Source organism: Oceanobacillus sp. B139/18, from assembly GCF_055524595.1.
The window spans coordinates 287,479-303,038 of the sequence record NZ_JBVFXI010000003.1 but is presented as its reverse complement, the minus strand read 5'-3'; the positions used below and the strand labels follow the sequence as shown (position 1 = coordinate 303,038).

At 37.5% G+C, this 15,560-nt stretch carries 12 protein-coding genes; 11 read left to right on the top strand and 1 reads right to left on the bottom strand.

Annotation, left to right across the window (positions count from 1 at the left end; all coding sequences use genetic code 11):
* Positions 1-1,035 (top strand): Gfo/Idh/MocA family protein, encoded by a 1,035-nt coding sequence (locus ACZSMY_RS11895; RefSeq protein WP_042530131.1) that lies wholly within the window; start codon positions 1-3, stop codon positions 1,033-1,035.
* Positions 1,036-1,051: 16 nt separating this feature from the next.
* On the top strand, positions 1,052-2,020 hold the full coding sequence (locus tag ACZSMY_RS11890) for a sugar phosphate isomerase/epimerase family protein (protein WP_332094397.1): 969 nt from the start codon (positions 1,052-1,054) through the stop codon (positions 2,018-2,020).
* Positions 2,021-2,303: 283 nt separating this feature from the next.
* On the opposite strand, the gene ACZSMY_RS11885 is transcribed toward ACZSMY_RS11890, so the two are convergent.
* Positions 2,304-4,064, bottom strand: a complete 1,761-nt coding sequence (locus tag ACZSMY_RS11885) for a glycoside hydrolase family 13 protein (RefSeq protein ID WP_465147811.1) — start codon at positions 4,062-4,064, stop codon at positions 2,304-2,306.
* 326 nt (positions 4,065-4,390) lie between these two features.
* Here ACZSMY_RS11885 and ACZSMY_RS11880 point away from each other — a divergent pair, with 326 nt between their 5' ends.
* The 9 genes from ACZSMY_RS11880 (at position 4,391) to ACZSMY_RS11840 (ending at position 15,517) form a co-directional block, all read left to right on the top strand.
* Entirely contained in the window at positions 4,391-5,659 is a 1,269-nt protein-coding gene (locus tag ACZSMY_RS11880; RefSeq protein WP_256704991.1) for a sugar ABC transporter substrate-binding protein, read from the top strand.
* Positions 5,660-5,757: 98 nt separating this feature from the next.
* Positions 5,758-7,065: a sugar ABC transporter permease gene (locus tag ACZSMY_RS11875; protein WP_042530140.1), complete on the top strand. Its 1,308-nt coding sequence runs from the start codon at positions 5,758-5,760 to the stop codon at positions 7,063-7,065.
* Positions 7,065-7,904: a sugar ABC transporter permease gene (locus tag ACZSMY_RS11870; protein WP_193064268.1), complete on the top strand. Its 840-nt coding sequence runs from the start codon at positions 7,065-7,067 to the stop codon at positions 7,902-7,904. The genes ACZSMY_RS11875 and ACZSMY_RS11870 overlap by 1 nt, the downstream gene beginning before the upstream one ends.
* A gap of 86 nt (positions 7,905-7,990) precedes the next feature.
* A complete protein-coding gene (locus ACZSMY_RS11865) occupies positions 7,991-9,010 on the top strand; it encodes a LacI family DNA-binding transcriptional regulator (RefSeq protein WP_042535782.1) in 1,020 nt (339 codons plus the stop codon).
* 454 nt (positions 9,011-9,464) lie between these two features.
* Positions 9,465-11,120 (top strand): glycoside hydrolase family 13 protein, encoded by a 1,656-nt coding sequence (locus ACZSMY_RS11860; protein ID WP_465147810.1) that lies wholly within the window; start codon positions 9,465-9,467, stop codon positions 11,118-11,120.
* A gap of 166 nt (positions 11,121-11,286) precedes the next feature.
* Positions 11,287-12,072 carry a flagellar motor stator protein MotA gene (motA, locus tag ACZSMY_RS11855; protein WP_042530145.1) on the top strand — a complete coding sequence of 262 codons (786 nt, stop codon included), beginning with the start codon at positions 11,287-11,289 and terminating at the stop codon, positions 12,070-12,072.
* The gene (gene motB, locus ACZSMY_RS11850; protein ID WP_042530147.1) at positions 12,065-12,892 is read left to right on the top strand and encodes a flagellar motor protein MotB; all 828 of its coding nucleotides are present in this window, start codon (positions 12,065-12,067) and stop codon (positions 12,890-12,892) included. The genes motA and motB overlap by 8 nt, the downstream gene beginning before the upstream one ends.
* Before the next feature lie 17 nt (positions 12,893-12,909).
* Positions 12,910-15,000: a chemotaxis protein CheA gene (locus ACZSMY_RS11845; RefSeq protein ID WP_465147809.1), complete on the top strand. Its 2,091-nt coding sequence runs from the start codon at positions 12,910-12,912 to the stop codon at positions 14,998-15,000.
* A gap of 28 nt (positions 15,001-15,028) precedes the next feature.
* Entirely contained in the window at positions 15,029-15,517 is a 489-nt protein-coding gene (locus ACZSMY_RS11840; protein ID WP_042530151.1) for a chemotaxis protein CheW, read from the top strand.
* The last annotated feature ends 43 nt before the right edge of the window (positions 15,518-15,560 follow it).

Here is a 15,560-nt window from a genome sequence, read left to right as displayed (position 1 = left end):
ATGAAGCGTTTGAAAATGGGACTGATTGGAGCAGGGGGAATAGCGGAAAACCGCCACATCCCTGTTTATCAGTCATTAAGTGATAAAGTAGAAATAACAGGTGTACAGGATGTTAACTTGGTCCGCGCGAAGGAAGTAGCGGAAAAATATGCGATTCCTCATGTATATGAAAATTATTTGGACATGTTCAAGCACGTAGATGCGGTGACCATCTGCACACCAAATAAATTTCATGAATCAATAGCAGTTGCTGCCTTAAATCAAGGGGTTCATGTTTTATGTGAGAAACCAATGGCAATGAATGCAGATGAAGGAAAGCGCATGCTGGAAGCGGCAGAAGCAAATAATAAACTATTAATGGTTGGATATCATTATCGTTTTGTAGATTCTGTGATGCTGGCAAAAGAGTCGATGCCGGAAGTGGGAGCACCTATTGTTACGCGCGTGCAAGCCATGCGGCAAAGAAAGGTCCCAGGCTGGGGTGTATTTATAAACAAACAGCTTCAAGGCGGAGGAAGCTTGATTGACTGGGGATGCCATTTACTTGATACAGCCCTTTGGCTTGTTTCCCCTTCGAAACCAATAGAGGTCAATGCTCAAACCTATCAGTGTTTAAGTAAGCAGCCAGATCAGGTTAACGACTGGGGAAGCTATGATCATGAAGCGATTGACGTCGATGACCATGTGAGTGCCTACATCCGTTTTGATGATGGAAGCACCCTGCTATTTGAATGCTCCTGGGCCGCAAATATCAAAGCGGATAAAACACATATCTCGATATCCGGCGAAAATGGAGGGGTAAATGTCTTTCCTTATGAATTCTATCAGCCGAAGTATCATAGAATGGTGGAGACACATGCCGATACGAAGGAAGATCAACAGGAAGCGGCCCTTTTACAGGCACAGAATTTTGTCGATGCCTGCTTGGGGAAAGATACATTGAAAAGCAGTCCAGAGGATGCGCTGCAGGTAACGAAGGTCATTGATGCCATTTATGAAAGCAGTGAACAGGGAAAAAGTATCTCGATTAATTAAAGGGAGGCTGAGAAAAATGAAATTAGGTGTATTTACGGTTTTATTTGCAGATAAAAAGCTGGAAGACATGCTTGATTATGTGAAAGGTGCTGGACTGGATACGGTAGAAATAGGGACAGGCGGTAATCCCGGTACAGCGCATTGTCAAATCGATGAATTATTGGAAAGCAGTGAGAAGCGAAAAGAATTTAAAGATAAGATTGAATCACGCGGATTAACCATCAGCGCATTCAGCTGTCATGATAATCCTGTTTCTCCAAATAAAGCTCAGGCAAAAGCCAGCCATGATACATTCATCAAAACGGTGCGTTTGGCAGAGATGCTGGATGTTCCGGTTGTTAATACATTTTCAGGTACACCGGGCTCCCATGAAGATTCGAAATATCCTAATTGGCCGGTAACCCCTTGGCCGACGGAATACGCCGATATCTTAAAATGGCAATGGGAAGAAAAATTGATTCCGTATTGGAAAGAGCAGGGACAATTTGCAGAAGACCATGGTGTCAAAGTAGGATTGGAGCTGCATGCCGGTTTTCTCGTCCATACACCCCATACGATGCTAAAACTGCGGGAAGCAACAAATAATGCCATTGGGGCGAACCTGGATCCGAGTCATTTATGGTGGCAGGGAATTGATCCGGTAGCAGCAATCAAGATTCTTGGAAAAGCTGGTGCCATTCATCATTTCCATGCTAAGGATACGTATATTGACCAGGATAATGTGAATATATACGGGCTGACTGATATGCAGCCTTATGGAGAAGTGCAGACACGTGCCTGGACTTTTCGTTCCGTAGGGTATGGCCATAGTATTCAGGAATGGTCGAATATTGTGAGTGCGCTTCGGACATATGGCTATGATTATGTGATTAGTATAGAGCATGAAGATCCGATTATGTCGGTTGAAGAAGGTTTTCAAGCTGCAGTGAAGAACTTAAAACAGGTGAATATCGTGGAGCCTCCAGCTTCTATGTGGTGGGCTTAAGACAAAAACACTGAGAATATAACTAGCTAAAAATAGAAAAAAAGGAATTTCGCATGTTATGTGAAATTCCTTTTTTATATCTTATAAAAATAATATGCCTTCTGCGGTCTATTGTCATTAATGCAAATCCTAATACATTTCCATTTTCATTACAGATATCTTTCAGTTACTTTTACTCTATATAATTTCGTAATGAAAAAAATTTAAGCCCTTATTTTTACTATTTATTTTAAATAACACCCGGTGAAAGAAATTAAAAAATATATTCTATCATTAGATAATACTAATTTTGTAATTTTAAAATAAGGAAATCATTAGCTGGCACTTCTATGCGTAAACTATTATTTTCAATTGGCATTTTCTTTTGATTCCATAGATTAAAAACGTGATTAGTAGAAGTACAGTCAAGTGATACCTCAGTCGGTTGATTCGCAGGGTTTATAAAAAAGTGAATAGAGCTGTCTTCAACCGTTCGGATAAAATGAAAATAATAGTCATCTTTTTTTGGCTGAATAATAGATAGCTTCCCTTGTGTAAATGCTTTTTCAGTAAAGCGCAGTTGAATAAATTGTTTAATAAAGTTTTTTAGAGAGGTATTTTGATTCTCCTCATCCCATACCATGCATTTTCTGCATTCGGGATCTTCTCCTCCAGTCATACCAATTTCATCGCCATAATACACACAAGGTGTGCCAGGGAAAGAGAATAACAGAGCATACAATAGACGAACCTTTTTAACATCCCCGCCGCATTCTGTCAAAACTCTAGGAGTATCATGACTGTCGAGCAAGTTAAAGGCCACTTCATTACTGTTTTCCATATAAGAAGCATAAGATTTGGATAATCGGTCAGCAAATTGTTTAGTGTCAATCTTTTCTTTGGCAATATAATATAAACCTGCCAAGGTAAACGGATAGTTCATGACTGCATCAAACTGGTCTCCTTCCAACCATGGGAGTGCATCATGCCATATTTCTCCAAGAATATATAAGTCAGGTTTAATTGATTTAACTTTCTTGCGGAATGCTTTCCAGAAGGAATGATCTACTTCATTTGCTACATCCAGACGCCAGCCGTCAATATCAAATTCTTCAATCCAGTATGCGGCAACATCTAAAAAGTAAGAACGGACTTCCGGGTTCTCTGTGTTTAGTTTTGGCATCGTTTCAACATATCCGAATGTATCATAGTTAGGTGGATAGACATCCTTTACCGGGAATTCATGCAGATGAAACCAATCTTTGTATTTCGATTTCTCCTGATTTTCCAGCACATCCTGAAAAGGACCAAAGTACAGACCGCTATGATTAAAAACAGCATCCAGCATCACACGTATTCCTCTTTGATGACATTCATCCACAAGCTTTTTAAACGTTTCTTTGTCTCCGAATTGCGGATCAATTTCCATATAGTCAATGGTATCGTATTTGTGGTTGGAATATGCTTTAAAAATAGGAGTCAGATAGATCCCGTTTATTCCCAAATCAGTTAAGTAATCCAAATTGTTAATGATACCTTCAAAATCCCCGCCAAAAAAGTTGTCTAAGGCAGGTGCTTCACTAGCCCAGGGCAAAACCTTCTCCGGATCATTTTTCTTATTTCCATTTGCAAACCGGTCCGGGAAAATTTGATACCACACTGTCTCTTTCACCCAATCAGGTGTTTTAAAAATATCAATTGGATTGATGAATGGAAAACAAAAATAGTAGGATATATCGTCAGTTTCTATATTTGGATAAAACCCTTTTTCTGTATAAATTAATGTATTCTTCCCATCGCTTATTTCAAAACCATATCTTAAGCGTCTCGTAGGCACATCAAGTTCAATGAACCAGTAATCAAATAAGTCATCTGAAGCGGAAATAGACATCGGCTTTTTCTTATAAGTCCATTTTTTCTTCTTCCAATCATAGGGATCACCGTAAATCAAGCTTACTTTGTTTGCATCTTTTTTCTTCGTCTTCAGCCGAATATGCAATGTTTTCTCTTTGTAAGCGTAAGCAAAATTCCCTTTCGGTCTATGATATATGGCTTCTTTTAACATGGAACTCCTCCTTAAAAATAAACAACCCCTGCTTTCTGGTTAAGAAAACAGGGGTTGTTGTTATGACAAAGCATTGCCCTTAAATTTTTAGTGAAACATGAAGTAGTTAAATCTATTATTGGCAAAAAGTCTGTCATAAGTCAAGAGGAAAATATAATAGAAATTTTTCTTTTGGAAAAAATGACTATTTTTCTAACACTTCTCCATTCAACAAAAAAATATTTTTTGAAACCCCTTGCAAAAAAATAAATAATAGATTAGTATTAACTCTAGAATATTCGTGCAAACGTTTGCGCAAATGTGGAATAAAAAAAGGAGTTGGGAATATGAGAGGGAAAGTTCGTTTCTTTGCATTAGTTTCTTTTTTGTTTGTTCTAATTTTAGGAGCATGTGCACCTGACAGAGAAGAACCTGGAGAAGAAAGTGCTGGCGGAGAAGAAGAAAAACCAGAAGAACTAGTGATTTGGATGAATGATCAAGATGAGCAAATGGAAGCCATTAATGAGATTGTAGAGAGGTACGAAGAGCAGGAAGGCATTTCAGTTAGGGTAGAAGGACAACCAATGGTTGAGCAATTACAGCAGTTATCATTAGCTGGACCTGAAGGGAATGGGCCAGATTTGTTCTATCAACCGCATGACCAAATTGGAAATATTGTTGCGCAAGGACTAGCAGAACCTCTTGATGTTACCGATGATGAATTAAATAGATATGTAGATGCAGCAGTAGACGCTGTAACTTATACTTATGATGATGAAACAGATATATATGGATTACCTGCAGTTATTGAAACATATGGTATTTTTTATAATACAAGTATAGTGGGTGAAGCTCCAGAAACAATGGAAGATGTGTTAGACATTCTTGAAGAACATACGGATGCTTCTAATGACGAATACGGATTTTTGATGAGACCAAATGATTTCTATTTTGCTTATCCATTCTTAGTAAACTATGGCGGTTATATCTTTGGGGGAGAAGCTGGTGACTATGATGTGACAGATGTAGGTTTAGCAAATGATGGTGCAATTGAAGGCGGAGAATTTTATCAAGAATTTTTTGGATCTGGGAAAATCCCCGCAGGTACAAATGCAGATGTAATTGACGGATTGTTTACGGAAGGGAAAATAGGTGCAGTTATAAATGGACCATGGAGTATTCCAGTTTATGAAAACGCTTTAGGTGATGATTTAGGATTTGCTCCTTTTCCACAAATAAATAATGAGCCAAGCGCCACATTTGTAGGTGTTAAATCTTGGATGGTTTCATATTATTCAGATAATAAGGATTGGGCTCAAGATTTAGCAATGTTTATTACAAATGAAGAGAACCAACAAACTTATTATGATATTGCAGGAGAGTTACCTCCGAATGAAGAGGCTTTAAATAATATCGAAGATCCGATGTATGCAGACTTTGCTGAACAAATCGAGTTTGGCGTCCCAATGCCGAGTTCCCCAGAAATGGCTCAAGTGTGGGAACCGATGCAAAATGCATTACAATTCCTGGCTGAAGGGCAAGATGCCCAAGAAGTGTTAGAAGAAGCTGTAGATCAGATTAATAATAATATACAATCTGCAGGCGGAGGAGAATAATTAAAAGAGGAGATAAGCTCCTCTTTTTAATTTAAACAAACTGCATGTAAAAGAGGTTTTATTATGTACATTAACTTAAAGTTGAAGGAGGGGGAAGGTTGACTACTCCAGAAAAAAAGCCAAAAAAGAATTTTCAAAAACATAACCCTGCTATTGCTACTATACTTTCCATATTATTTGCAGGGTTAGGTCAGTTATATAACCGCAGATACATTAAAGGAGCTATCTTTATTGTTATCGAAGGAGCATTTCTATTTGCATTTTTAGAGGCGATAAATTACGGCCTTTGGGGTTTACGTACATTAGGTACTATCCCAGGGGTTGACCATTCCATTCGATTACTGGTATTAGGAGTATTGTCTTTAATTGTTACAGTGATAGCAATTACACTTTATGTGTTTAATGTGCTCGATGCCAGAAAACAAGCCCAAAAAATAAAAAGGGGATGGGTACCATTAAGTTTTAAACAAGTTATTAAAGAAGTTTATGACTATTCGTTCCCTTATATTATTACTTTTCCAGGTTTATTCTTAATGATTTTTGTTGTTATTTTTCCTTTATTGTTTTCTCTGTTATTAGCATTCACAAATTATGATTTATACCATTCCCCGCCACGGAACTTAGTAGACTGGGTCGGTTTGGATAACTTCAAAAACTTATTTACTGTTCCAATTTGGCAAGAAACCTTTTTCAGTGTATTTGTCTGGACCATTGTCTGGACGGTAGTTGCTACAACGTTACAGATTGCTTTAGGTTTCTTTCTAGCAGTATTGGTAAATGATGAAAGACTAAAATTTAAAAAATTAATTAGGACAATTTTAATTTTGCCATGGGCTGTTCCAGCGTTTGTGACCATTCTTGTATTTGCTGCGATGTTTAATGATGATTTTGGAGCGATTAACCGAGATATTATTATTCCTTTATTTGGCGGGGATGGGGTGGCTTGGCTGAGTGACCCGCTCTATAGTCGGGTAGCTATTATTATGGTACAAACATGGCTCGGGTTTCCATTTATTTTTGCACTATTTACAGGGATACTACAAAGTATTTCAAAAGATTGGTACGAAGCAGCAGATATTGATGGGGCTTCACGGATTCAAAAATTCAAAAATATTACGTTTCCTCATGTTATGTTTGCAACTGCGCCATTATTGATCATGCAATATGCTCAAAACTTTAATAATTTTAACGTCATTTATTTATTTAATGAAGGCGGTCCTGCTGTACGAGGACAGAATGCTGGTGGAACGGATATTCTAATATCTTGGGTATATAAATTAACTTTTGATACAAATAATTACTCAATGGCAGCTGTTATTTCAATTATTATGGGATTGATTGTATCGGGATTTGCTTTTTACCAATTCCGTAGAACAAGATCCTTTAAAGAAGAAGGTGACATTTAATGAATTCAAAATTAAAATCGAAGCTAGAATTAACTGCTATTTATCTCATATTGGCAGTTGTTGCCGTTGTTATTTTTTATCCGCTTCTTTGGACAATTGGTATGTCACTGAATCAGGGTACAAGTCTGTATTCTTCTAGTATTATTCCAGATAATTTTTCATTGGAACATTATCAATGGCTATTCAGTCCGGAAAGTGATTATCTATTATGGTATAAAAATTCGTTAATTGTTGCTTTTGCCAACGCTATTGGAAGTGTTGTTTTGACAGCATTTGTTGCTTATGCTTTTTCAAGGTTTAAATTTGTAGGACGTAAAAATGGGCTATACATCTTTTTGCTTTTACAAATGTTCCCTGTAATGATGGCGATGGTAGCACTATACATTTTCTTAAATATGATTGGATTATTAGATTCTTTAACAGGGTTAATTTTAATTTATTTAGGAGGACAAATACCATTTAATGCCTGGCTTGTAAAAGGGTATTTTGATACGATTCCAAAGGAATTGGATGAAGCCGCTAAAATCGATGGAGCAGGACCTATTAGGATTTTTTGGAGTATTCTTTTACCACTAGCAAAACCAATTCTAGCAGTGGTTGCTTTATTTAATTTTATGGCTCCATTATTTGATTTCTTACTTCCTTCTATTGTGTTATCCAGTGAAGAGAATTATACATTAGCTGTAGGGTTGTATAATTTTATTAATGATCAGTTTGCTAATAATTTTACTAGATTTGCAGCAGGTTCTGTATTAATTGCTGTACCAATTGCAACAATTTATTTGTTCTTGCAACGATTCTTAATTTCTGGTTTGGCTTCAGGCGGTACAAAAGGCTAGGGTATAGGTTAAAATATAAGAAAGGATATTATATATAATGTTTTAATCTAAATTTGTATAAACCAGCTAATTAGAGGGTGATAAAAATTGTTACTATTAAGGATATAGCAAAGGCTACCGGATGTTCTCCATCCACCGTATCAAGAGTGATTGCAAATAATTCGAGGATTAGCGAGAAGACAAAGCAAAAAGTTAGAAAAGCAATGCAAGATTTAGGTTATCATCCTAACCTAACCGCAAGAAATTTAGTTGTACAGTCTACAAAGACAATTGGTGTCATTATGCCTTCCTCCGCAGATAAATCTCTGCAAAATCCATTTTTTGCAGAGGTTTTAAGAGGAATAGGTTCTTACTTTCATCAAGAACAATTTTCAATACTTTTATCAACTGGCCAAACAGAGCAAGAAAAGTTTAAAGAAGTTGAAAGAATGGTTTTAGGGAAGTATGTGGACGGAATAATTTTACTTTATTCCCGTTTAAATGATCCAATTATAGATTTCTTAAAAGAGAAAGATTTTCCGTTTGTTATAGTAGGAAAACCTTTAGAGTATAAAAATGAAATTGTTCATGTAGATAACGACAACATAAAAGCAGGAAAAGATATTACCGCGTATTTAATAGAAAATGGGCACAGACGTATTTCCTTTATTGGAGGAGCAGCTGATCTTGTTGTAACTATTGATCGGCAAAAGGGTTATGAAATGGCTTTGAAGGAAGCTGCGATTCCTGTACTAAAAGAATATGCGCTTCATACAGAATTTTTAAAGTCTGGCGGCAGAGAAGCTGTGGAACAAATTTTAAAACTTGAAGTTAAGCCGGATGCAATAGTTGTAAGTGATGACTTAATTAGTGTTGGTGTTATTAGCATGTTAGAGGAATATGGACTTAAAGTTCCTGAAGATATATCGTTGGCTAGTTTCAATAATATTTATTTTTCAGAGATTATAAAACCAGCGTTGACAACTGTTGATATTCAAATTTATCAGCTAGGTGTAGAGTCAGCAAAAGCAATTATTAAGATGTGCATGAATCAGAAGCTAACTAGAAAAAGGATTATAATTCCACACGATATTGTTTACCGTGAATCTGTTCGTTTAAAAAAGTGAAAAAATATAAATTTTAATTTTAATAGAACTTTTCATTTCTTTGTAAATATGCTTTATATTGTTATTATAACGATTTGAACAGATGAAAAGTGTTTATTTTGAGTGTGAAAACCAGTTTAAAAAATAAATGAAATTATCTTTTAATATATCTGATTAAATTTATGGACAAAATATCAAATAAAATAGTATCAAATAGAACCTATACTATTTTATTCATGTCTTAATTGAATATTAATTAGTATTGCCAATTAAATAGGTGTCGCTATATATAGTATTTGGCTGTTTTTCCGATTAATAACGATTATGATAAGTGTAATCGTTATTTTTTTGATGAGTTTGATTTTTCTGTTTTATAGAGTCTTTTTATATGTTTATTAATGTTATTATAACACTATAGACTTATTTTAGTTTAAGCGAATAACCTACACAGCGATCGAAGAAAGGAAGTCGAAAAATGAATAAAAAATGGTGGAAAGAAGCAACAGCATATCAAATTTACCCAAGAAGCTTTATGGATTCTAATGGAGATGGAATCGGCGATATTCAAGGCATTATCTCTAAATTAGATTATTTAAAGGACTTAGGGATCGATGTTATCTGGGTAAGCCCTGTCTATCAATCTCCTAATGATGATAATGGCTATGATATCAGCAATTATCAAGCGATTGCCAAAGAGTTTGGGACAATGGCGGACTTTGACGAGCTTCTTGAAAAAACACATCAAAAAGGCATGCGTCTGATTATGGATTTAGTGATTAATCATACCTCTGACGAACATCCTTGGTTTATCGAGTCGAGGTCATCGAAGAATAATCCATACCGCGATTATTATATTTGGCATCCAGGGAAAAAGAATGGAGAAGAACCAAATAACTGGGAATCTATTTTTGGAGGCTCAGCCTGGAAATATGATGAGCAGACAAAAGAATACTTTATGCATATCTTTTCTAAAAAACAGCCCGATTTAAATTGGGAAAATGAAGCAGTCCGCAATGATTTATACAAAATGGTCAACTGGTGGCTGGATAAAGGAATTGACGGCTTTCGTGTGGATGCAATCTCGCATATTAAAAAGAAACCCGGCTTTCCAGATATGCCGAACCCGAAAAAGAAAAAATACGTTCCTTCCTTTAAAGGACATATGAATCAGGAGGGCATCCATGAATTCCTTCAGGAGTTTAAAAAAGCAACGCTGGATCACTATGACATTATGACTGTTGGGGAAGCTAACGGCGTGAAACTTTCACAGGCAGATGACTGGGTTGGTGAAAAGCATGGGGTATTTGATATGATTTTCCAATTTGACCATCTCAATCTTTGGGGACGTGAAACAGGGGAAGGGCTTGATTTAGAAGAACTGAAGGATGTGTTTACCACATGGCAGAAGGGTCTGGAGAAAGTCGGTTGGAATGCATTATTTTTAGAAAATCATGATCAGCCGCGTTCTGTTTCCAGCTGGGGAGACCCGGAAAAGTATCATGCAGCTTCGGCAAAAGCTTTCGCTGTACTATATTTTATGATGCAGGGAACGCCATTTATTTATCAGGGACAGGAAATTGGAATGACGAATGCGCCATTTGAATCAATCGAGGAATATGATGCCGTTGATTCAAAGAATTTTTATAAGGAGCAGCTGGAAAAAGGCGTTCCGAAAGAGCAAATATTGGCTGCATTAGCTAAGACAAGCCGAGACCATTCCCGTACACCAATGCAGTGGAACAATGAAGCAAATGGCGGTTTTACAACAGGAGCACCGTGGATGAAAGTAAACCCAAATTATACAGCTATCAATGTAGAGGAACAGCAAGACCGTGCCGATTCAATTTTGAATTTTTATAAACGGCTGATTGCATTACGGAAACAAGAGCAGGGACTCATCTATGGAAATTATAATCTAATGATAGCGGAACATCCGGATATATATGCATATACGCGAACATATCAAGAAGATAAGTGGATTATTTTGGTGAATGTCTTTGGGAAAGCAACGGAATATGAATTACCGGAGAAATTAAAGGATAAAAACTTAAAATTGCTAATCAATAATTACGAAGAGGCAGCGCTGGGAAAACTCAAACCTTATCAAGCTGTCATCTATCAAGTAGACTAAAGAAAAACAGGTTTGTGCTGATTTGCACAGCCTGTTTTTCTTTAGATTAATCAATCATTTGTAAAATACTTGTCGATTCATGCGAAATTTACCTTCCAAGGGACTTCATAATTTATGAATTTTACCGATATTAAAAGTAGGTACAATGGAAAACGGGAGGATACATATGGATAAATCATCAGTCATAGGATTAATATTAGGACTAATTGCTATCGGCGTAGGGATGGTATTAAAAGGAGCAGACTTAGCTGCATTGCTTGAGCCGGCAGCATTTCTTATCATCCTGTTAGGGACAGTTGCAGCAGTTACGATTGCCTTCCCGGGAAGTGCGCTGAAGAAAGTCCCGGCATTATTTAAGAAATTATTTTTTGAAGAGAAACAAACTGATTCAAAAGAGCTTATTGTCTTATTCATGGATTGGGCAGATCAAACGCGTAAAGAAGGGCTTCTTTCTTTAGAGAACCAAGTAAATGAAGTAGATGACCCCTTTCTTTCATCTGGTTTGCAATTAGCCATTGATGGACAATCACCGGATTTTATCAAAGATGTCATGATTGAAAAGATAGAAGCGATGGAGCAGCGGCATGAAGAAGGTGCTGCTATATTTTCACAAGCTGGTACATATGCTCCGACACTGGGAGTACTTGGTGCAGTAATCGGATTGATTGCAGCACTCGCTGATATGTCTGACATTGACGCATTGGGACATGCCATTTCAGCAGCCTTTGTGGCGACCTTGCTGGGGATTTTCACAGGTTATGTTTTATGGCACCCATTCGCTAATAAATTGCGTGAAAAATCGAAGCGGGAAGTACTGCAAAAAGAATTAATTGTGGAAGGCGTCTTGTCTATTACAACAGGCGATTCCCGTTTAATTGTGCAGGAAAAATTAGGATCTTTACTTTCTTCCAAAGAGCTGGCAGAACTGCAGAAGAGGGATAGCGATGGCTAGAAGAAAAAGAAAGAAAAAACAATCACATGTAGATGAATCTTGGCTGCTTCCTTATTCTGATTTATTAACCTTATTAGTAGCCTTATTTATAGTTTTATTTGCTTCCAGTGATGTCAATGTGGAAAGATATTTCCAGCTTGCTAATGTCTTTCGTGATGAATTATCATCCGGATCAGGGACAGGACTGTTAGATTACGAGTCGGAACCAATTCCGCCCAGTATGAAAGAAGGCCGGGACGAAGGAGATTATATGGAAGAGGGCACAGATGATGAAGAAGGAAGCGAAGAGGAGACAGCTGACGAAGCTGATATAGAAGGAGAACAGGAGCTTCTCAGGCTTAGACAGGTCGAGGAAGAAATTAATATATATATTGAAGAAGCAGGTCTTACTGAAGAATTTGGAACAACTTTAACAGGAGAAGGGCTGCTGGTGACCATGCGCAATGATATTCTGTTTGATTCTGGAAGTGCAGTGGTCAAACAAGAAGGAATACAGGTTGCAGAAGATGTTTCTCAAATCCTGCATACAGAGCCTCCGCATCAGGTCGTTATCAGCGGCCATGCCGATGATGTTCCAATTCATAACGCAGATTTTGAATCAAATTGGGAATTGAGCGTGACACGGGCAATGAATTTTATGCAGATTTTGATGCAAAATGATGATCTTGATCCGACACTGTTTAGCGTGAAGGGGTATGGAGAATTTGAACCGGCTTTTCCTAATGATACAGAAGAAGACAGAGCAAGGAACAGACGTGTAGAAGTTCTGGTTTTACCTAATTATGAGATCAATGTTCCGGATGAAACAAATGAAGATTAGAATAGAGGGGAAATCTTATGGATACGCAACAATATTTGGATATTTTCTTAGATGAAAGCCAGGAGCATTTACAGTCAATCAATGATTTTATATTGAAATTAGAAGAAGATCCTTCTAACTTGGAATATGTACATGAGATATTCCGCTCTGCCCATACGCTAAAAGGGATGGCAGCAACAATGGGGTATGAAGATATTGCCTCTCTGACGCATAAAATGGAGAACGTTCTGGACCTGATTCGTAATGAAGAATTAATGACAAACACGGAAATCATCGATACGTTATTTATGTCTATTGATGATTTGGAAGATATGGTTGATTCTGTGCGAAACGGAGGAGACGGTAAAAAAGATGTCAGTGAACATGTGAAAAAACTGGAAGCAATTGAAAAAGGAGAAGGTATTTCTGAATCAGCAGCTGCAGCAGCAGTGGAAGAAAAGGAAGATACAGGAAATTATTTCAAAGCATCCGATTTAGATGAATTTCAGTTCACGGTTGTTCAGCAGGCCAAAGAACAAGGGATGACCCCCTATGATTTAAAAGTAACGTTTGAAGCGAGCTGTATTTTAAAAGGCGCCCGGGCATTTATGGTGTTTGAAGTATTAGAGAACTTGGGAGAAATTATCCGTACTTCCCCGACTGTAGAAGAGATTGAGGAAGGGACATTTGATTCAGGATTTACACTTTTATTTTTGACAGACCAAGAGCCGGACGCCTTGGTGGAAGCAGTGAAAAATGTATCAGAAGTGGAAACGGTTGAAGCACATGTGATCGAAACGGATGAAACGGCTTCGGATACGCAGGAACAGACAGAGGAAAAAACAGCAGAGAAAGAAATCGTGCAAGCAAATAAAAAAACGGTCAGTGAAAAGGTGACAGAGGTACCAGCGAAGAAGTCTGAAACAAAGGCAGAAGTGTCGAAAAATAAAGAGACTGCACAAAATAACGGAAAGAAAACTGCTTCTAAGAATATCCGGGTAAATCTCGATAAGATTGATAATCTTTTAAACTTATTTGAAGAGGTTGTGATTGATAGAAGCCGACTTGAGGTGCTTGTTTCCTCAATAGACAATAGTGATTTAAGAGAGACTGTAGAGCATTTAAGCAGAGTAAGTTCGGATATGCAATCGCTGATTCTGGCGATGCGAATGGTTCCAATCGAGCAGGTTTTCAACCGTTTTCCAAGAATGATCCGTCAATTATCCAAAGATTTAAATAAAAAAATTGCCCTGGAAATAAAAGGTGCAGAAACAGAAGTAGATCGCACGGTCATTGACGAAATTGGGGATCCGCTGGTCCATCTGATTCGTAATTCTTGTGATCATGGAATTGAAAGGCCGGAGAAGCGGATTGCGAACAATAAGCCGGAGGAAGGCAAGCTCGTATTACGTGCTTACCACAGCGGAAATCATGTTTTTGTCGAAATAGAAGATGATGGTGCGGGAATCAACCGCGAAAAAGTATCGGAAAAAGCGATTGAAAACAATATTATTACACCACAGGAAGCCGAAGAGTTAACCGATGATCAAGTTGCAGCGTTAATTATGAGTTCAGGATTCAGTACAGCTGATACGATTTCCGATGTATCGGGACGCGGTGTTGGCTTAGATGTTGTAAAAAATAAAATCGAAGCATTAGGCGGTAAAATTTCCGTAACAACTATGACAGGGAAAGGAAGCACCTTTTCCATCCAGCTGCCTTTGACCTTATCGATTATTACTACCATGCTTGTCCATGTTAAGAAGGAAACATTAGCGATTCCATTAACTTCTATTTTAGAGACGATTATGCTTCCTAAAGAAAAGATTATGTGTGCGCAAGGAGCAGATGTTATCGATTATCGTGGCAAAATTATACCTGTCTTGTCTTTAGGTAAGGTACTAAAGGTTCCTGATTATGATACGGAAGCAGATCGTTATTCTACTGTAATCATCAAAAAGGGAGAAAAACTGGTGGGATTAATTGTCGATGAACTGATTGGTCAGCAGGAAGTTGTATTAAAATCGCTAGGGAATTATCTTGGAGAAGTATTTGCCGTATCAGGAGCAACCATATTAGGTGATGGTGAGGTCGCTTTGATTATTGATCCTAATGCGCTGATTGATTAAAGTGCATTTAAAGAAAGGGGGAAAGTAAATGGATACAGAGAAACATATTATATTCAGATTAAAAGAACAGACCTTTGCTGTTCATGTGCAGCAAATCGTTTCCATAGAGCGGGCATTATCTCTAACAGAGATACCTCGTACTCCTGGTTTTATGAAAGGTGTTACGGAAATGCGGGGAGTAATGACCCCTATTATTGATTTACGGGAAAGATTGAATCTAGGCGGTGTTGATATCACAGACCAGACCAGAACGCTCGTTGTACAAGTTGATGAGATGCAAATTGGGATGGTTGTGGATCAGGCGACAGAGGTAAAGGATATACCAGCTTCCTTCATTAAGTCTGCCCCTAAGCTTGTCGGTGAGATAAAAGATACCTTTTTATTAGGTGTAGCAACGATTGACGATGAACTTATTTTACTGTTAGATTTGGAGCAGATTATTCAATTCACCGAAAAAAATCAGCTTCAGGAAATCATTAATGATATAGATGAATCTGGGAAAACTATCGAAAGCTAGCTGTTTAGAAAGCACTTAATTAGAAATATCTGATTAGGTGTTT

Coding starts and splice junctions, on each gene's coding strand:
- ACZSMY_RS11840 (WP_042530151.1), top strand. CDS start 15,029: ATGGATACAGAGAAACATATTATATTCAGATTAAAAGAACAGACCTTT.
- ACZSMY_RS11880 (WP_256704991.1), top strand. CDS start 4,391: ATGAGAGGGAAAGTTCGTTTCTTTGCATTAGTTTCTTTTTTGTTTGTT.
- motA (WP_042530145.1), top strand. CDS start 11,287: ATGGATAAATCATCAGTCATAGGATTAATATTAGGACTAATTGCTATC.
- ACZSMY_RS11860 (WP_465147810.1), top strand. CDS start 9,465: ATGAATAAAAAATGGTGGAAAGAAGCAACAGCATATCAAATTTACCCA.
- ACZSMY_RS11870 (WP_193064268.1), top strand. CDS start 7,065: ATGAATTCAAAATTAAAATCGAAGCTAGAATTAACTGCTATTTATCTC.
- ACZSMY_RS11895 (WP_042530131.1), top strand. CDS start 1: ATGAAGCGTTTGAAAATGGGACTGATTGGAGCAGGGGGAATAGCGGAA.
- ACZSMY_RS11845 (WP_465147809.1), top strand. CDS start 12,910: ATGGATACGCAACAATATTTGGATATTTTCTTAGATGAAAGCCAGGAG.
- ACZSMY_RS11885 (WP_465147811.1), bottom strand. CDS start 4,064: ATGTTAAAAGAAGCCATATATCATAGACCGAAAGGGAATTTTGCTTAC.
- motB (WP_042530147.1), top strand. CDS start 12,065: ATGGCTAGAAGAAAAAGAAAGAAAAAACAATCACATGTAGATGAATCT.
- ACZSMY_RS11890 (WP_332094397.1), top strand. CDS start 1,052: ATGAAATTAGGTGTATTTACGGTTTTATTTGCAGATAAAAAGCTGGAA.